This is a genomic window from Mesonia phycicola (assembly GCF_900141885.1).
GTDB lineage: Bacteria > Bacteroidota > Bacteroidia > Flavobacteriales > Flavobacteriaceae > Mesonia > Mesonia phycicola.
Map to the genome: position 1 here is coordinate 180277 of NZ_FQYY01000001.1, position 19182 is coordinate 199458.

Sequence of the window (19182 nt, forward strand, 5' to 3'; positions counted from 1 at the left end):
TTACTTCTCTTCTACTCGTTTGAGTAAAGCTTTAATAATTTGTTGGTAAACTTCATCTCCATAATACATATCTTCTACTCCAAAATCGATATTTGGATTATCGTTAATCTCAATTACCAATGGCTGTCCATTAACTTCTTTTATATCTATACCATATAAACCTAAGCCCATAATTTTAGCAGATTTTACCGCAACATCAATAATGTTTTGCGGTACATTTTCTATCGCCAAACAATCGGCATTCCCATCTTGGTCTTCTTTATCTTCTGCAGCCCAATTATAAATTTGCCAATGCCCTTTTGCCATATAATAACGGCATGCATAAAACGGTTTTCCGTCTAAAATACCTATACGCCAATCGTAGTCTGATGGTGTATACTCTTGCGCTATAATTAAATCTGAGGTTTTCAGCATTTCTTTCACCAAGTCTAAATACTCCATTTTGGTTTGAGCTTTTTTTACTCCAAATGAAAAGGTAGAATCGGGACTTTTTAAAACACACGGTAACTTTACTTCCTCTAACACCTGTTGCACATTGTCTAGATGTACAATTTTGGTTTTAGGCGAAGCAATATGCGCATTTTGTAAAGCTTCTGCCATAAATACTTTATTACAGCATTTTAAAATAGCATCGGGATAATCGATAATAGCTATATTTTCTTGCTGTGCTTTTCTTGCGAATGCGTAAGCTTCGTTATTTACTTCTGTACTTTGACGAATAAATAAAGCATCGAAAGCCGAAAGCCGAGAAAGATCTTTTGGAGAAACTATCTCTACGTAAAAATTATTTTTTTCTGCAACCTCTATAAACTTTTTTAAAGCTTTAGTATTACTTGGTGGTGCAGGGTCTTTATCGTTTACTAAAATAGCTAAATCGTACAAAAACTTTGAAGGCTTTGCAGTATCATAACGTTTTTTGGCAAAATACTGAAGCGCAAATTGCTCGACACTAGTTTTATGTTCTTGCGGAATTTCTGCATACGCAATCGCACGAATATGTTGAATATTCCATTTATGAGTGAAATTAAATTTTACTCGTAAAAAAGGTATTTGAAAATTTTTAAAAAAAGTTGCGCTCAGCTCTTTGTATTTTTGAGCCACGTTTTGCCCAAAATAAATACTAAGTACAAACTCTCTAGATTTGATACTTTTTAAACTCTGCTGAATTAAATCTTCAAATTCTTCTGAAATTATCTTTACCAATTTTGGCGCACGTAAATCTACCAAATTTTTACTATTAGGAATAGGCGAATGCCCTCTTGCCTCTGCTAAAAGAGAAACATAATACCCTTTAGATTGGTATGAATAATCTTTACAAAGATTAAAAACCCGAAAGTTTTTTTGGCTCGCAAAATCTGCATTAGTAAGGTACTCTTGAGCCGAAATTACCTGAATGTTTTCTGCTAGAAACTTCCAAGATTTAGGATTGTCTACGACAATATATTTATTCATTTACTTTATTAAAAAACCGAGTAAATGTAATTTAAAATTGAATTGAAAAATTAAAATTATTCATAAATTAAATAAAAAAAACCTCTATTTTCATAGAGGCTTTTTTTTGTATAAAGTTTTAATATAAAGTTTCTTACCTAATAAAAACTGGTTCATTTTCTTTTTGAGTATGCTCTTCACTAAATTTATAGGCATCATAATCAAAACCTTTAAGATCGTTTAAGGTTTTAGCATTGGTATCTATAACATAACGAGCCATAGAACCTCTTGCTTTTTTGGCATAAAAACTAATAATTTTTAGCTTTCCGTTTTTAAAGTCTTTAAATACTGGAGAAATAACTTTTGTTTTAAGTTTTTTTGCATCTACAGCTTTAAAATATTCGTTACTGGCTAGATTTACAAAAAGTTCATCATTTTCTAACTCGTTATTTAAAGCTTGAGTTACTTGATCTTGCCAAACCTCGTATAGATTTTTATTATTTTCTATAGATAGTTTGGTTCCCATTTCTAATCGGTAAGGTTGTATTAAGTCTAACGGACGTAATACTCCGTACATTCCAGATAAAATTCTTAACGTATTTTGTAGTAAATCGATCTTGTTTGCTTCGATAGTGTAAGCGTCTAAACCAGTATAAACATCGCCAGAAAATAAATATGCTGCAGGTCTAGAATTTTCTTTAGTATGTTCTTCTTGAAAATCTTGGTAACGCGTATAATTTAAGTCTGCCAATTTATCACTAATCCCCATTAGCTCAGAAATCTCTTTTTTTGTCATTCTGGCTAACTTTTTATTAATTTTTGTGGCTTGATCTAAAAATTGAGCTTGCGTACCTCTAGTTGTAGGTAATTTACTTTCTTGATCTAATGATTTTGCTGGAGAAACTACTATTTTCATCGATTTAATTTTGAGGTAAATTTAAAATTTATGCAGCTAGATGTAAATAACTTTTTGTTATTTTTTACAATAAAACGATAATCAAAAACTATAGTTAATTGTGGTTTTATAATTTTTTGCAATAGGGATAGTAGCAAGCTACCGTGTAGCGCGAATAGCCCGACCCGGAGTTTTTACGGAGGGGATTGCCCAGAATAGTGATTAAAATAAAAAAAGAAGCATTTTACAATACTTCTTTTTGGTTTTTTGCGTAGCTACGCCACTTTTCTATACATTGTTGTATATCTTCTGGTATGTCGGTATTAAAACTCATCCATTTTTTGGTGGTTGGGTGCTCGAAGCCAAGTGTTTTTGCATGCAATGCTTGGCGTGGTAATACTTTAAAACAATTATCTACAAATTGCTTGTATTTGGTAAAAGAGGTTCCTTTTAAAATACGCTCGCCTCCATAACGTTCGTCATTAAATAAAGTATGCCCAATGTGCTTCATATGCACACGTATTTGGTGTGTACGTCCGGTTTCTAACTTACAAGAAACTAAGGTTACATAACCAAAACGTTCTAAAACTTTGTAATGTGTTACAGCTGGTTTTCCGTTTTCTGCTTCGTCTCCTTCAAAAACTATGTTTTGTAAACGGTTTTTGGGGTTTCTACCAATATTGCCTTCTACCGTACCTTCTTCATTTTCTACGTTACCCCAAACTAATGCTACATACTCACGCTCACTAGTTTTATGAAAAAACTGTTGGGTAAGGTGCGTCATAGCTGCTTCTGTTTTAGCAACTACTAACAATCCGCTGGTATCTTTATCTATACGATGTACCAAGCCGGGACGCTCGCTACTGTTGTTTGGTAAATTTTCAAAATGATAAATCAAGGCATTAATTAAAGTACCTGAGTAATTACCGTGCCCAGGATGCACTACCATTCCTGCTGGTTTATTTACTACTAAAAGCGCATCATCTTCATAAACCACATCTAACGGAATATCTTCTGGCGTTAGTAAATATTCATACGGCGGATGCTCAAAAAGCACTTTTACCTCATCACCGGCTTTTACGCGGTAATTTTGTTTTACGGTGTTTCCGTTTACAAATACATTTCCGTTTTTAGCAGCTTGTTGTACTTTATTTCGGGTAGCATTTTCTACAAAATTCATTAAAAATTTATCTACTCGTAAAGGTTCTTGCCCTTTAGAAGCGGTAAAACTATAATGCTCGTATAAATCGTCGTTTCCGTTATCTTCTATATTATTTTCTTCCTGCATACTTTTACTCCGCACTATTATAATTACGGGTACCATCACCCAATACCATATCTATCACTCCTGTCTTTTTCACTTTATCTCCTGCTTTTAATGCTTTACCTTTATATCTTAATTCTAGTACTACATTTTCTGCAAAATCTGGTTTAAAAGTAACATCTCCTATTTTAAAACCTAATGATAAAAGTTTAGATTCTACTTGACGTCTTGTTATTCTTTCAAACTGCGGAATATCTAATTTTGGGTATCCAGACGGATTTAATTTGATATAAATCTTTCTATTTTCTTTTACAAATTTACCTGCTTCTGGCACTTGTTCTATTACAGAATACTGCGGATAGTCTGGATTATAATTAGCTGAGTCTTGAATTACTTTTCTTAAATTCATTTCTTCTAATTTTTTATCTACAATATCTATAGATAATCTAGATAAATCTGGTACTTCAATACGCTGATCGTGATTAGTAGTGCTATCTAACCAGGCCATAGCTCCAAAAACTAAAATTACGACTAGTACAATAGCAATTACTATTTGTATTAAAAAGGTTTTACTGAAAATGAATTTTAAAATGCTCATTATTATTAAAATTATTGCGCAAAGATATAAAAACACCCGTATTTTTGTGTGAAATACTTGAAGTGTTATTTTATTATTAAAAACCTTTTAGATAAATTCTACTATGAAAAAAAAAGTTGCCATCGCTATGGGCGGTTATTCTAGTGAATATAAAATTTCATTGAATAGTGGTGAGTTGGTTTATAAACTTACTAACCGAGATTTGTTTGAGCCTTACCGAGTACATATTTTAGAAGAAGGTTGGTTTGTAGTGCTTGATAATGGTGAAAAACACTCAATTGATAAAGCTGATTTTTCTGTGGAAATTAACAACGAGAAAATCACATTTGATACGGTTTTTAATATTATTCATGGTACTCCAGGCGAAGACGGTATTTTTCAGGGCTACTTAGAAATGCTAAATATTCCACAAACAGCTTGCGATTATTACCAAGCGGCCCTTACTTTTAATAAACGCGATTGCATAAGTATTTTGCGTGCTTATGGTATTAAAACTGCAAAAAACTACTTTTTAAATAAAGGAGACGATTATAACGAAGATGAAATTATTGAGCGTGTTGGTTTACCTTGTTTTGTAAAAGCCAATAAAGCCGGAAGTAGCTTCGGAATTTCTAAAGTGAAGAAAAAAGAAGACTTGGAAGCGGCAATTAATTTTTCTTTTGAAGAAGACGAAGAAGTAATTATTGAATCTTTTTTAGACGGAACCGAAGTTTCTGTAGGAGTGATTAATTACAAAGGAGAAATTATGGCGTTGCCAGTAACCGAGATTATTTCTGAAAATGAATTTTTCGATTATGAAGCGAAATATTTAGGAATGTCTAAAGAAATTACACCAGCTAATATTTCTGAAGAAGATAGAATTAAAGTACAAAATCAAGCTAAACGTATTTTTCAAGTGTTGAAGCTAAAAGGTCTCACAAGAGCCGAATTTATTTTTCACGAAGGTGAGCCTCACTTTCTAGAAGTAAATACCAACCCTGGTTTAAGCGAAGCTAGTATTTTACCTCAGCAAGCTAAAGCAGCTGGTATTAGTCTAACCGATTTATTTACTAATTTAATGGAAGCTTCTCTATCTTAAGAATTGATTATCTTCCCTAAAAATTTTAGTTTTTCTTAATTGAAAAATACTTAACTAATAAAGTAACGTTTTACTGAACTTGATTTCAGTATAACATCACTAAATATAAAATTATGAAACGAGCGGTTTTCCCAGGTTCTTTTGATCCCTTAACGTTAGGACATTACGATATTATTGAACGCGGACTCAAACTTTTTGATGAGATTATCTTAGCCATTGGTGTAAATGCCGATAAAAAATATATGTTCTCTTTAGAGCAACGCCTTCAATTTTTAGAAGAGACTTTTAAAGATGAACCAAAGATTGTCGTAAAAACTTACGAAGGTTTAACCGTAGATTTCTGTATGAAAGAAAATGCAGATTTCATCTTACGTGGACTTAGAAATCCTGCCGATTTTGAGTTTGAAAAAGCCATTGCTCACACCAACCGTAAATTACAACAAATTGAAACCGTTTTCTTATTAACTTCTAGCGGCAAAAGTTATATTTCTTCTTCCATTGTTCGAGATGTAATTAGAAATAATGGGGATTACACTTTGCTGGTCCCAGATGCGGTTAGGGTTTAGAGAATTGGTTAGAAGTTAGATAAATACATCATATTGAACTCGATTTTAGAATGACATCAATATAATTCTTAAAAATCTGGGAGACCCAAATCAAGTTTGGGGTGACGGTAATTTGATAATAAACACTTTACCCTTCGTCATGATGAACTCGATTAATTTCGTTGAATCTTCGATTTCAGCATCGCATCATCATAATTTTTTAAAATCTGGATGAGACCCCAAATCAAGTTTGGGGTGACGACAGATTGATAACAAATAATTTACCCTTTACCAGGCAGAACTCGATTAACTCCGTTGAATCTTCGATTTTAGCATCGCATCAACATAACTCCAAAAAAAATACGAGACCCAAATCAAGTTTGGGATGACTGTTGTGTTGAGCAATCAAAAAATTATTGCATATACTTTTCTAAAATTGAAACAAGCTCTTCTTCAGTGTGGTTGTAATTAGTTTGCACTACAACTTCATTATTTTTATTAAAAATAATAAAACTAGAATATCCCATTTCTTTAAAATCACAACCTTCACAAATACTTTGAATCGTCTTTTTTAAGAAACCCAACAATGGTTTGTCTTTTAAAATATAAAAAGGCTCTTCATAACCATAATAAAAAAGATGGTCTTTTAAATCTTCTTTATTTTTTTCTTTTGTTTCGCTGATAATAAATAATTCAAAGTTTTTTTGAATTGAATTTTTATATAATTTATCTAAATCCGGAAAAATATCTCTACTTGCCGGACAAAATTGATTAAATATAAAAGCTATTTTGTATTCTTTTTCACTCTCAAAAATTTCTTCTTTTAATTCTTCTAGCTCTATAAGCTGAATATTAGTTTTAAATACTTCGTTTTGAGCAGTTATAGAATAACAAGCAGTCAAGAAAAAACTAATTATAAATAAATACCTCATCACGTTAAATTTATTCGCCCCAGCTTCGGTTTACATTTTCTAGAACAAATTTTCGCATATAAGGCGAAAGCTCCCAGCGTTCTTGTAAATCAATATTAAACAAGATTATTTTAATATTTTCTCCTTTTGCTTTTTGTCGCATAAGTACATTGTACCATTCACTCCAAATATCAACGACTTGTTGGATTTGCTCATGTTCAAATACACCCCAATTAACTACAAATGTATAATCGTACTTTTTGGGATCGTCGTAATCATTTCCTGTTTTGTAGTGAACAATTTTTGAGGTCCAAAAATCTAAGCTAGGCTCATTTTTCTCAGGTCTCTTTCTAAGTTTTTTAAAATTCGCCAATTTCTTTTCTGAAGTTATATTGTTTATAGACTCTAAAAATTGTCCTTCTTCATTAAACACATAAATTATAGGAGAACGAAGAAATTTAGATTCATAATAAGGTCTAAAACTATTTTCAGAATCTTTGGTGATATAAATATCTTCTTCCTGAAATGGTAGTTCGTACCTTTCAATATAAGCATCTAAAGAATCTGAATTTTTAAAATTATAGGTGTACTCTTTTTGTGCACTTACTGAAAAAGTAATAATGGACACTAATAGTAATATCAATCGATTATTCATACTATAAATTCTAACTTCTATTCAAATTTTCTAAAACATAATTTTGCCATTTTGGCGATAAATCCCAATGATCTTGAACATCCATATTCAATAAGATTATTCTAATATTTTCGCCATTAGCTTTTTGTCGTGAAAGTACATCATACCACTCATTTAAAATATCTATAATCATCGATTTTTGCTCGCCCGTAACAAGCAACCAATTTATTACAAATGTAAAACTGTACTCGTTTTTAGATTGAAAATCTTTCCCAGTTTCGTAAGGAACAATTTTTTCTGTCAAAAACTCTAAAACAGGCTGATCTTTTTTAGGTTTGCTTTTAATCTTTTTGAAATTACTCAGCTTTTTTTCAGAGCTAATATTATCTATATTTTCTAAAAACTTACCTTCAGCATTAAATACCAATATTATTGGAGAAGCAAAAAAATCAGTCTGTGTATAAGCTTTATAACTTTCTAAATCTTTAACTATATAAATATCTTCTGGATGAAATAAAAGATTATTATTTTCAATATAACTATTTAATGAGTCTGAGTTTTTAAAATTAAACTCATAATTGGATTGAGCTAGAATAGGACTGGCAAAAACAATTAGAAAACTGAAAATTAAAAATTCTCGCATACAAATTCTATATTTGATTATTTACGTTATTTAACACCCATTTTTCCATTTTGGGAGATAAATTCCAACTTTTCTGCAAATCAACATTCAATAAAACTATTTTAATATTTTTACCATTAGCTTTTTGCCTTAAAAGTACTTTATACCAATGATCAATCATTTCAATATTCTCTATATCTCCAAATAATAAACCCCAATTAAGAATAAAAGTATATTCTACAGGAGTATCTTTCAATAAATCACCTGACTCAAAATGGCTTATTCGTTCTTTCCAAAAATTTAAACCAGGATATTCTTCACTAGTTTTGTTATTAATTCTTTTAAATTTTGAAAGCTTTTTTTCTGCATTCACATTATTTATAAGATCTACATATTCCCCATCAGCATTAAACACAAATATTACTGGAGATTTTAAGTAACCTTGACTATAGGTTTTAAAACTTTCTAAGTTTTTCAGAACATAAATATCTTGATTCTCGAAAGAAAGATTTTTGACTTTAATGTAATTTTCGATTGAATCTGATGAAATAAAATTAATTTCTGTATCAACTTGAGAAAACCCTAAATTAAAGTTCATATATATTAATATTGATAATATTATTTTAATTTTCATATTATGATAAATTAATAAGTTTAAATTGATACAATAGTATTTTCCGGAAAATAACTGCTGCTAATATATATATATATTAAAATTTAAAAATTATTTTTTATTGAAATCAAATTATTAATTATTCGTAATTAACAATGAGGGATATTTATGTAATTTAAAAACACCTATTATATTGAAAAAATAAAAAACATTTTCAAAAATCTGAATGAGACCCTAAATCAAGTTTAGGGTGACGACAAACATAAATTATAACTTCTAAAACAAATACTTCACTCCAACTCCGCCGTAAAAATTACGATCGTTCCCGGGATAATAATAGCGTGGTTCGCTACCACCAAAGCCAACGGCATTAGGTACAATACTTACTGCATATTCTTCATCTAGCAAATTATTTACTCCTACATTCAGGTTAATTTGAAAATCTTTAAGAATAGTAAAATCGTAAGCTGCTTTTAAGTTGATTAATTGGTAACTATCGGTATATAAAGTATTAGCATCATTGAGCGGAATTTCTGAAACGAATAAAGCATTGCTAAAAAAACTAAATCCGCTTTCAGTAAGGAGATCGATTCCTACATTTATCTTTTGATCGGGAACTCCTGTTAAATCGTTACCGCTATAATCTTCTCCTTCATCTACAAACTCATCAAACTCATACCAATTAAAGTTTGCCGATGCATAAGGTTGAATTTGTACAAAAGGAGAAACTTCCCAATTGTATTTAAGCATTAGTTCTGCTCCGTTATGGTCTGTTTTTCCTGCATTAACACCCACATATTGATCTTCTGCTACACGCTCTGCTACTAATAAATCATTTACTTGTATTGTATATAAAGCTATTTCAGTATAAAGATTTTTTAGCCAAGTTCCTTTAAAACCGATTTCGTAATTCCAACCTATTTCTGGTTTTAGTGTGGTATTAATTAAGCCTTGCGGAGTTAAAGTTTCATCTACTGTTGGAGTAGAAAATCCTTTAGAAACATTTACATATAAGTTTTTTGTGGAAGTTAATTCATATAAAGCGGCAACTCTTGGTGACCAAATGGTTTCAAACTGGTAATCTCCTGTTTGATCAATATCATCTTCCGCATATAAATCGGTTAAACTATAATCAGTAACATTTACATTTAAACCTCCTACTAATTTTAGCTTCGGAAGAAGTTGTAAATTCAGCTGCGCAAATAAATTATAGTAATTTCTGTCTTGCTCTAAATTTGCTATTTGGCTACCACGAACACTTCCTTGATCGGGAAAATCTTCATATAAATTTTCATAATTACTTCCTTTGTAATTTTCATTTAAAAACTCACCGCCAAGACTTGCTTCCGTAGGAAAAGAAAAAAGTTCTGTTTTATAATTAAATTTTGTTCTTGCCCCTATACTAAAACTATTTTGTTTTAAAATATCAAATGGCCTTGGCTCGTAAGCATCACGATTGTTAATAAAAACGCTGGTGGTATTTTTAAAATTTTCTGTAAAATGTTGCGTGTAAGAAAGTCCCATTAAAAACCGATCGTAAGACTCATACCCTTTTGCCGCTCCCCAAGTATAAGCTGCTTTTTCTGGACTTTCTGTAAAATCTGTAATACCTAATGAACTAGGTATATAAGCTTTAAGACGTGTAAAATTTCCTATAAAACTTATTGCTGAAGTTTCTCCAGAATATAAGGTACCATTAAAATTGAAAGATTTACGATCAAAATCTGAATTACTTCTATACCCATCACTTTGTAAATGATTGTAAGTAGCGAAAAGTGATTTTTTCTTATCTGAATAACCAGCACTTACACTATTTTTTAATAGTTGATAGCTACCAAAAGTACTAGAAACTTTACCAAAAGAACGTTCTTCTCCTGGCTCATACGCGTATAAATTAATCACTCCACCTAAACCAGAGCCATAAATACTTGAATTAGGTCCTTTTATAATTTCTACGTGCTCAATGGCATCTAAATCTATATCGTTAATTTCTGTTTGTCCGTCTCCTGTAGTAATAGGAATTTCGTTAAAATAAGCTTTTAATCTATTGGTACCATATTGTGCACGTGCACCTATACCACGAATGGTTATTCTATTAGTATTTAAAGCAGCTTCTTGTGTATATACGCCTGGCACTCGATTAAAAGCAGCTGTTAAAAGTGTTACATTACTTCTATTGAGCTCTTTGTTAGTTAATAAATTTACGGCCGCTGGTGTTTTTTCTAATTCAGATTGAATACTGATAGATTTTAAAAGAACAGTAGGTAAGGTTGTACTATCTACTACAGGCTCTATTGGTTTTTCTTGAGCCTGTAATAAAGAGGTACAACAAATACCTACAACTAAAGAGGTAATTGTTTTATATTTCAAAATGATTGGTTTTAAAGTTGAATAAATTTATCCGTCGGCAGAAACTCGCCATACAATTCCTGCATCGTCATCACAAACTAGTAATGCTCCATCTGGAGTTTGGGTTACCCCAACTGGACGACCGTGAACTTCGGTACCATCAATATTTGCAATAAAACCTGTTAAGAAATCTTCTGGCTGTTGTGGTTTTCCTTCAGCATCAAACGGAATAAATACAACTTTATAACCTGCAAGTTTAGATCTATTCCAAGAGCCGTGTTGCCCTACAAAAGCTCCATATTTGTATTTACCAGGAAAAGCATTAGAGGTATAAAATGTAAATCCTAACGAAGCGGTATGAGCACCTAGCGGTACATCTGGCATAATTGCTTTATCTACCAGTTCTTGATGAGGCTCTGCCTCCCAACGAGGATCTTTTATTTGCCCATAATATGAATATGGCCAACCATACCAACCACCTTCTTTTACACTAGTTGCGTAATCTGGCACTAGATCATCTCCTAATTTATCACGCTCATTAACTGCTGCCCAAAGTTCTCCAGTAATAGGGTTCCAATCTATCCCAACTGGGTTTCTTAAACCCGATGCATATATTTTTTCGTCGGTACCATCTGGATTCATTTCTAAAATACCCGCTCTTCTTTCTTCTTTCTCCATTCCGTGTTCTCCAACATTACTAGAAGAACCTACGGTTACATATAATTTAGATTCATCTTTATTGGTAATCATATTTCTAGTCCAGTGATGATTGTATCCTCCTGCAGGGAGCTCTTTTACTAATTCTGGCTCTGCAGTGATACTTGTTTGCCCTTCATAATAAGGAAACCTTACTACGGCATCTACATTAGCTACATAGAAATAATCTCCTAAAATTAGCATTCCAAACGGTTGATTTAAACTTTCTAAAAAAGTATAATTCTCATCAGGTAGCCCATCATTATTAGTATCTCTAAATAAGGTAATTCTATTTGCAGATTTGCTAGCATCATCAGACTCTACTACAAAATAATCTCCATTACTTCCTACGTAACTCCACCTAGGATGTTCTAGATTGTCTGCAAATCGAGTAACTGTAAAACCTTCTGGAGCTTGAGGCAACTCTCTTTGCCCCCAATTAATAATCTCACTTTCTACACGTACAGATTCTGTATGAAATGCAGGAGGAAGTACTAAATCTCCAATAGCAGTTTCTACAGTGGTGTAGGTACTATCTTCTTCAATGGTTTCCATAGTATCTTCAGACACTTTATGCTCTCCCTTGCAGTTAAACAAGAGTAAAACTCCCATTGATAAACCAAGTAAATTTAAAGGCAATTGTAATTTTTTCATCATAAGTATTTTTTACTAATTTAATTTTTCAATTAAAAAGCTTAAAATCTGCACCTTACATTAGTATATGTTTAACACATATTATAGAATAATTAAGATAGCTAATTAGATGCTTCTTCAAGAAGAATTAATCTTTGTATTTTTGATAGAGTTAATTTGAATGCCTATTTATGCTTGTACGAGTAATTATTCTAAACTTTTTGATATTAGTAGTTTCTAGTTGTGATTTTTCTAAATACAAACAAACTGAAAGTGTTGATTTTACTACTGCTTTTGAAAAATCTAACGGAGAAGAAACTGCAACCTATAACGAGGTTATTAATTTTTACCAAGCTTTAGATAGTATTTATCCTAGTATTTCTTTTATTGAATATGGTGAAACAGATAGTGGTAAAAAACTACACCTTGTGATATACAATCCAGCAGAAAAATTTGATTTAGATGAATTAAAAAAGAACAAACAAATATTTTTTATTAATAATGGAATTCATCCTGGTGAAAGTGACGGTATTGATGCCACGATGCTTTTTTTAAGAGATTTAGCGCAAGACTCTATTACTATACCTAAAAATACTATTGTTGCCACTATCCCTATTTACAATATTGGCGGTGCCTTAAACAGAAACACTTCTACAAGAACTAACCAAAACGGACCTAAAGCATACGGTTTTAGAGGTAATGCTAGAAATTATGACTTAAATCGAGATTTTATTAAAGCAGATACTAAAAATGCTAGATCATTTTATAAAATTTTTCAAGATCTTGATCCTGATATTTTTTTAGATAACCACGTAAGTAACGGAGCAGATTACCAATACACTCTAACTCATCTACTTACACAGCACAATAAATTAAATGGAGAATTAGGTAACTATTTACACAATCAATTTATGCCTGCTTTACAAGATAGTTTAGCTAAAAAAAACTGGCCAATTACTCCGTATGTGAATGTGTTTAATGAAAGTCCGGAAATTGGTTTTCAGCAATTTAATGACTCTCCTAGATATTCTACGGGTTATTCTACCCTTTTTAATAGTTTAGGCATGATGTTAGAAACTCATATGCTAAAACCATACAAACAAAGAGTAGAAGGTACTTATGAGTTTATGCAAACTACTTTAAATATTATCGATAAAAATTCTGAACAAATTTTAAAAGCAAGAGCTAAAACCAAAGCTTATTTTACTAATGCTAAAGAATATTACCTTAATTATAAAGTAGATAGCTCTAAAACTTCTCAACTTCAATTTAAAGGTTACCACGACACCCTCATAAAAAGTAAAGTTACTGGTTTGTCACGTTTAAAATATAACCGAGAGAAACCATACACCAAAAACGTAACTTATTACAATTATTTTAAACCTACAGACACCATTAAAATTCCCAAAGCTTATATTATACCGCAAGCTTGGTGGCAAGTAACAGATCTATTAAAAAGAAATAATATAGAAATGCAATCTCTTAAAAAAGACAGCATTATTACAGTAGAAACTTACCACATACAAGATTATAAAACTAAAAAAGAAGCTTATGAAGGGCATTACCTACATTACAACACCAAAGTAAATGCTCAACAAGAAAAAATACAATTACACAAAGGTGATTTTATAGTGTCTACTCACCAAGAAGGTATTCGGTATTTAATAGAAACTTTAGAACCTGTTGCTACCGACTCTTTTTTTAATTGGAACTTTTTTGATACAGTGCTTCAGCAAAAAGAACATTTTTCACCTTATGTTTTTGAAGACAAAGCACTAGAAATTTTAGAACAACAACCAGAATTAAAGCAAAAATTTGACTCTATTAAAAGAGTCAATTCTACATTCAGTAAAAACTGGTATATGCAATTAGACTGGATACACAAACACTCTATACATTATGAAAAATCTCATTTAAGATACCCTATTTTTAGGATGCTGAATTAAATATTCTTTAGGAAACAATAATTTAATATTTTCATAAGATTGTTTGAGTGCTTCTTGGCTTTTTTCAAAGTTTCTCCACTCCACTTTAGTAATCCCTTCTTTCTCTTGCGGAATTAATTCCCCTTTAAAATTGGTAGTCATTTCAAACCAAAAAGTCTCTTTTAATCTATACTTACCTTTTCTTTTTAAAATATGATAAGTAGTTTGTAAAAACTGAGTAATCTCTAGGTTTTTCACCATCGTTTCTTCTTCTACCTCACGAATAGCTGTTTGCTCTATAGTTTCTTTCTTTTCAGCTTTTCCCTTTGGTAAATCCCAACGGTCATTTCTATAAATAAATAAGATTTCACCTTTAGAATTATACACTAACCCACCACCTGCAACAATAGTTTTAAGTTTTCTTTTTAGGTGTTTTAGAAGTTTTTCTTCTTTTTTATGATATAAATTAACGTAAAGCAATTCCCCTTTAGCAATTTTTTTAATTAGCTTTTTTAGTTTTACCTTTTTAATAGGAATTGATGTATATTGCTCACCTATTTCCTTTTTGGTGGAAAGAATAATTGGAACATCATTCACAAAAACTTTATACATTTGCAAGTATGATTTTAGATACAGAAACAGCCAAAAAAACAGCCGAACTTTTATTGCAAATTAAAGCAATTAAATTAAACCCGCAAGAACCTTTTACTTGGGCAAGCGGATGGAAGTCTCCAATTTATTGTGATAACAGAATTGTACTCTCGTACCCTCCTATTAGAAACTACATTAGAGAAAACATCGCTAAACAAGTAGAGCAAATTTACGGTAAGCCAGATGTAATTGCTGGAGTTGCCACTGGAGCTATTGGTATTGGGATGCTTGTTGCAGAATATTTGGGCCTACCATTTATCTATGTTAGACCAGAAGCCAAAAAGCACGGGAGACAAAACCAAATTGAAGGTCATTTAGAAAGTGGGCAACACGTAGTAGTGATTGAAGATTTAATTAGTACTGGTAAAAGCAGTATAAATGCAGTAAAAGCTCTAAAAGAAGCCAATGCCAATGTAAAAGGAATGGTTGCCATTTTTTCTTACGGTTTTGATATTGCTCAAGAAAATTTTGAAAAAGAAAATATCGACATTAACGTGTTGAGCAACTATGAGCATTTAGTTGAGCAAGCTTTAGAAACTAGCTATTTAAACAAAAAAGAAGCAGAAACATTAAGACGTTGGAGGTTAGACCCTGCCAATTGGTCTCCAAACTAAAAACTATGCATTTAGAAAGCGATATTACTACGGTTAACAAAAGCCAACAAGAAGTTTTTGAATTTTTAACCAACGTAGAAAATTACGAACAAATAATGCCAGAGAGCATTCAAAAATTTGAATTAAAAGGAGAAGATAGTTTTCTTTTTCAATTAAGTGGTATGCCCGTAATTGGACTTAAAATGCAGGAAAAGCTACCATATAAAACTGCAGTTTTAGGCTCTATGAGTGATAAATTTCCTTTTACGTTAAAAGCAGATATAGATGCTCTTGAAGATAACAAAACACAAGTAAAATTAGTTTTTGAAGGAGAATTTAATGCAATGATGGCTATGATGGTTAAATCTCCACTTAAAAAATTTATAAATACATTGAGTGATAACTTAGGGAAGCTTTAATACAATAGTTTTACCTCCTTAATATCAAACTCATTTAAAACATTGTCTTCAAACAAAACGATTAATCGTCCTTGTTTGGAGACTTTTTTTATGATACCTGTTTTTCTTATTCCTGTAGGAAATTCAAATGTAGAAGGTTTTTCTAACCTAAATAAACTTTTATAATACTCTTCTAAAATAGCTTCTATTGCCCAATCTTTCTTATCGTAAATATTTTTTTCAATAGTATTTACTAGCTGTTTTAATAAATATTCTAAATCAAAATGCACTCCGGTAAGTTTTTTTAAAGATGAAGCTTTAGCCAAATCTTCAAAATCTTGTTGATTTACGTTTAAACCAATACCAATTATAGAAGAACCTACTCTGCCATTAATTAAAATATTTTCAATTAACACGCCACATATCTTTAATTGCTCTGCCAAAATGTCGTTAGGCCATTTAATATTTAATTTAGGTATATTATGTTTTTTTAAAACCTCAATTATAGAAGAAGCTACAATAGCACTAAGTTTAAATTGCTCATCAATTTTTAAGTTCAAATCATTCAGCAGTATGCTAAACGTAAGGTTCTCTCCTTTTTTAGACACCCAACTAGCTCCCATTTGCCCTTTACCCTTAGTCTGTTCTTCTGTTACCACATAGCAGTTTTCTATGCTTGGTTGCTCTCTAAAAAGTTCTCTTAAAAATAAGTTTGTAGAATCGGTGGCAAGAACTTTGATACTTTGCATGTAAAATAAATTAGATTGCTAAAAATAATGTTGAGATATCAACGCAAAAAAAGCGCAAAAAATAATAACTTTGCGAAAAATAATTAAAATTTAATGGTAAAAAAAGAAAATAACACAGACCAGCTTATAACATATATACTGAAGGGGATTGAAGAAGTAAAAGGAAAAGATATTCAAATCTTAGACCTTAGAGAAATTGAAAACACGGTTTGTGACTATTTCATAATTTGCAACGGTACGTCTAACACTCAAGTTAACGCTATTGTAAATTCTATCCAAAAAATCGTGAGCAAGGGTCTTAAAGACAAGCCTTGGCACGTAGAAGGTACCGATAATTCTGAATGGGTACTTATTGACTACGTAAATATAGTGGTTCACGTTTTCCAAAAACACATTAGAGAATATTATGATATTGAAGGTTTATGGGGAGACGCAAAATCAACCACTATTGAAACCAATTACTAAAATTTCTATTAGAAAGTATTAACACATGGCTAAAGAGCAAAATAAAAAGAAACCAGGGAGCAATAAACCCAAATTTAACTCTTACTGGATTTATATTGGGATAGTTCTAATATTTTTAGGACTAAACTTTTTTGGAGGAATGGGTTTTAACGAACCTAAAAAAACAAATATTGCAGAGTTTGAATCTTTCTTAAAACAAGGAGACGTTAAAAAAGTAGAGATTATAAACAAAAGAACTGCTAATGTTTATCTTACGGAAGCTGCTGAAGCTAAAGAAGAGCATAAAAAAACGCAAGAAAAAGAATTTCTTCCTGCAGGAGACCAACCAGATTATTCATTTGAGTTAGGAGATCTTCAAAACTTTGAAAATGATTTTGATGAAATTAAAAATGAATATAACCTAGATACTATTAGAGTTAATGAAACTCAAAATAATATGTGGGGAGATATTTTACTAACACTTCTTCCTTTTATACTTCTTTTTGGAGTATGGATTTTTATAATGAAGAGAATGAGCGGTGGTGCCGGTGGTGGTGCTGGAGGTCAAATCTTTAACATTGGTAAGTCTAAAGCCAAATTATTTGACCAAAATACAGATGTTAAAACTTCATTTAAAGATGTAGCTGGATTAGAAGGTGCAAAAGAAGAAGTACAAGAAATTGTAGACTTTTTAAAGCAACCAGAAAAATATACTGCATTAGGAGGTAAAATACCAAAAGGAGCTCTATTAGTAGGCCCTCCAGGTACAGGTAAAACCTTATTAGCAAAAGCCGTTGCTGGAGAAGCAAAAGTTCCTTTCTTTTCTCTATCAGGTTCAGACTTTGTAGAAATGTTTGTTGGGGTTGGTGCTTCTCGTGTGAGAGATCTTTTTAAACAAGCTAAAGAAAAATCTCCTGCAATTATTTTCATTGATGAAATTGACGCTATTGGTAGAGCTCGTGGAAAAAACAACATGTCTGGCTCTAACGATGAAAGAGAAAACACATTAAACCAATTGTTAACCGAGATGGATGGTTTTGGCACTAATACAAATGTGATTGTATTGGCCGCTACCAACCGTGCAGATGTACTAGATAAAGCATTAATGCGTGCAGGACGATTTGACCGTCAAATTTATGTAGATCTTCCAGATGTAAGAGAACGTGAAGAGATTTTTGAAGTACATTTACGTCCATTAAAAAAGGTTGCAGATGAGTTAGACACAGAGTTTTTGGCTAAGCAAACTCCAGGTTTTTCTGGTGCAGATATTGCTAATGTTTGTAATGAAGCTGCTTTAATTGCTGCTAGAAAAGGAAACAAAGCTGTTGGTAAACAAGATTTTCTTGATGCAGTAGACAGAATTGTTGGTGGTCTAGAAAAGAAAAATAAAATTATTACTCCAGAAGAGAAAAAAGCAATTGCTTTTCACGAAGCTGGTCACGCTACTGTTAGCTGGATGCTAGAACACGCAGCACCACTAGTAAAAGTAACTATTGTACCTCGTGGTCAATCTTTAGGTGCCGCTTGGTACTTACCAGAAGAAAGACTTATTGTACGTACAGAACAAATGCTAGATGAAATGTGTGCTACCATGGGTGGGCGTGCTGCAGAAAAAGTAATTTTTGATAAAATATCTACAGGAGCATTAAGTGATTTAGAAAAAGTAACTAAGCAAGCAAAGGCGATGGTAACTATCTACGGTCTTAATGATAAAATAGGTAATCTAACATACTACGATTCTACGGGTCAAAATGAGTATGGTTTTGCTAAACCTTATAGTGAAACAACTGCAGAGTTAATAGATAAAGAGATTTCTAATATTATTGAAACTCAGTACCAAAGAGCTATTGATTTACTTACCAAGCATAAAGACAAGCTTACAGAATTAGCAGAGATATTACTTGATAAAGAAGTAATATTTAAAGATGATTTACAAAGAATATTTGGAGATCGTCCATATGCTAGATACATGACACAAGAGAATAAAGTAATAGAAGAAGGTACCTCTACAACAGAGAATGAAAATTTTTCTGACGATTCTCAAAATTTAGCCCCTAAAAACTAATAAAACCTTAAAAAATCTTGATTATACCCTAGGTACAATCAAGATTTTTTATATTTGAATTAGTATAAACAAACCCGGTTACTACCCT

General features: G+C 31.6%; 19 protein-coding genes. 7 read left to right on the plus strand and 12 right to left on the minus strand.

The window, feature by feature from the left end; genetic code table 11:
* From BUC03_RS00835 to BUC03_RS00850, 4 genes are all read right to left on the minus strand, one after another.
* Positions 1 to 1452, minus strand: coding sequence for a RimK family protein (locus BUC03_RS00835; protein ID WP_073147264.1), 1452 nt, complete (start codon positions 1450 to 1452; stop codon positions 1 to 3).
* 133 nt (positions 1453 to 1585) lie between these two features.
* On the minus strand, positions 1586 to 2347 hold the full coding sequence (gene yaaA, locus BUC03_RS00840) for a peroxide stress protein YaaA (RefSeq protein ID WP_073147265.1): 762 nt from the start codon (positions 2345 to 2347) through the stop codon (positions 1586 to 1588).
* A 223-nt stretch (positions 2348 to 2570) separates the two neighbouring features.
* Positions 2571 to 3614: an RluA family pseudouridine synthase gene (locus BUC03_RS00845; protein WP_073147267.1), complete on the minus strand. Its 1044-nt coding sequence runs from the start codon at positions 3612 to 3614 to the stop codon at positions 2571 to 2573.
* A gap of 4 nt (positions 3615 to 3618) precedes the next feature.
* The gene (locus BUC03_RS00850) at positions 3619 to 4188 is read right to left on the minus strand and encodes a PASTA domain-containing protein (protein ID WP_073147269.1); all 570 of its coding nucleotides are present in this window, start codon (positions 4186 to 4188) and stop codon (positions 3619 to 3621) included.
* A 103-nt stretch (positions 4189 to 4291) separates the two neighbouring features.
* Here BUC03_RS00850 and BUC03_RS00855 point away from each other — a divergent pair, with 103 nt between their 5' ends.
* Together BUC03_RS00855 and coaD are read left to right on the plus strand one after the other, a co-directional pair.
* Positions 4292 to 5266 (plus strand): D-alanine--D-alanine ligase, encoded by a 975-nt coding sequence (locus tag BUC03_RS00855; RefSeq protein WP_073147271.1) that lies wholly within the window; start codon positions 4292 to 4294, stop codon positions 5264 to 5266.
* Between the two features lie 113 nt (positions 5267 to 5379).
* Positions 5380 to 5832 carry a pantetheine-phosphate adenylyltransferase gene (coaD, locus tag BUC03_RS00860; protein WP_073147273.1) on the plus strand — a complete coding sequence of 151 codons (453 nt, stop codon included), beginning with the start codon at positions 5380 to 5382 and terminating at the stop codon, positions 5830 to 5832.
* 392 nt (positions 5833 to 6224) lie between these two features.
* Here coaD and BUC03_RS00865 read toward each other — a convergent pair whose 3' ends face one another.
* From BUC03_RS00865 to BUC03_RS00890, 6 genes are all read right to left on the minus strand, one after another.
* Complete coding sequence (locus BUC03_RS00865) at positions 6225 to 6743, minus strand: hypothetical protein (protein WP_143159115.1); 519 nt, start codon at positions 6741 to 6743, stop codon at positions 6225 to 6227.
* Positions 6744 to 6753: 10 nt separating this feature from the next.
* A complete protein-coding gene (locus BUC03_RS00870) occupies positions 6754 to 7377 on the minus strand; it encodes a hypothetical protein (RefSeq protein ID WP_143159116.1) in 624 nt (207 codons plus the stop codon).
* Positions 7378 to 7387: 10 nt separating this feature from the next.
* A complete protein-coding gene (locus BUC03_RS00875) occupies positions 7388 to 7999 on the minus strand; it encodes a hypothetical protein (protein WP_073147279.1) in 612 nt (203 codons plus the stop codon).
* A 7-nt stretch (positions 8000 to 8006) separates the two neighbouring features.
* On the minus strand, positions 8007 to 8576 hold the full coding sequence (locus BUC03_RS00880) for a hypothetical protein (protein WP_073147281.1): 570 nt from the start codon (positions 8574 to 8576) through the stop codon (positions 8007 to 8009).
* A 291-nt stretch (positions 8577 to 8867) separates the two neighbouring features.
* Entirely contained in the window at positions 8868 to 10961 is a 2094-nt protein-coding gene (locus tag BUC03_RS00885; RefSeq protein WP_159432684.1) for a TonB-dependent receptor family protein, read from the minus strand.
* 27 nt (positions 10962 to 10988) lie between these two features.
* The gene (locus BUC03_RS00890; protein ID WP_394333493.1) at positions 10989 to 12293 is read right to left on the minus strand and encodes a PQQ-dependent sugar dehydrogenase; all 1305 of its coding nucleotides are present in this window, start codon (positions 12291 to 12293) and stop codon (positions 10989 to 10991) included.
* Between the two features lie 167 nt (positions 12294 to 12460).
* On the opposite strand from BUC03_RS00890, the gene BUC03_RS00895 reads away from it, so the two are divergent.
* Positions 12461 to 14215: a M14 family metallopeptidase gene (locus BUC03_RS00895; protein WP_073147285.1), complete on the plus strand. Its 1755-nt coding sequence runs from the start codon at positions 12461 to 12463 to the stop codon at positions 14213 to 14215.
* Here the strand turns inward: BUC03_RS00895 and BUC03_RS00900 are convergent.
* Positions 14183 to 14806, minus strand: a complete 624-nt coding sequence (locus BUC03_RS00900; protein ID WP_073147287.1) for an NUDIX hydrolase — start codon at positions 14804 to 14806, stop codon at positions 14183 to 14185. The two genes, BUC03_RS00895 and BUC03_RS00900, sit on opposite strands and share 33 nt — an antisense overlap.
* Before the next feature lie 8 nt (positions 14807 to 14814).
* Between BUC03_RS00900 and pyrE the strand changes: the two genes are divergently transcribed.
* Together pyrE and BUC03_RS00910 are read left to right on the plus strand one after the other, a co-directional pair.
* On the plus strand, positions 14815 to 15459 hold the full coding sequence (pyrE, locus tag BUC03_RS00905) for an orotate phosphoribosyltransferase (RefSeq protein ID WP_073147289.1): 645 nt from the start codon (positions 14815 to 14817) through the stop codon (positions 15457 to 15459).
* Between the two features lie 5 nt (positions 15460 to 15464).
* On the plus strand, positions 15465 to 15857 hold the full coding sequence (locus BUC03_RS00910; RefSeq protein WP_073147291.1) for an orotate phosphoribosyltransferase: 393 nt from the start codon (positions 15465 to 15467) through the stop codon (positions 15855 to 15857).
* Here the strand turns inward: BUC03_RS00910 and BUC03_RS00915 are convergent.
* Positions 15854 to 16585: a biotin--[acetyl-CoA-carboxylase] ligase gene (locus tag BUC03_RS00915; RefSeq protein ID WP_073147293.1), complete on the minus strand. Its 732-nt coding sequence runs from the start codon at positions 16583 to 16585 to the stop codon at positions 15854 to 15856. The two genes, BUC03_RS00910 and BUC03_RS00915, sit on opposite strands and share 4 nt — an antisense overlap.
* A gap of 93 nt (positions 16586 to 16678) precedes the next feature.
* On the opposite strand from BUC03_RS00915, the gene rsfS reads away from it, so the two are divergent.
* A complete protein-coding gene (rsfS, locus tag BUC03_RS00920) occupies positions 16679 to 17050 on the plus strand; it encodes a ribosome silencing factor (protein WP_073147295.1) in 372 nt (123 codons plus the stop codon).
* 25 nt (positions 17051 to 17075) lie between these two features.
* Positions 17076 to 19094: an ATP-dependent zinc metalloprotease FtsH gene (gene ftsH / locus BUC03_RS00925; protein ID WP_073147297.1), complete on the plus strand. Its 2019-nt coding sequence runs from the start codon at positions 17076 to 17078 to the stop codon at positions 19092 to 19094.
* Positions 19095 to 19182 lie beyond the last annotated feature (88 nt).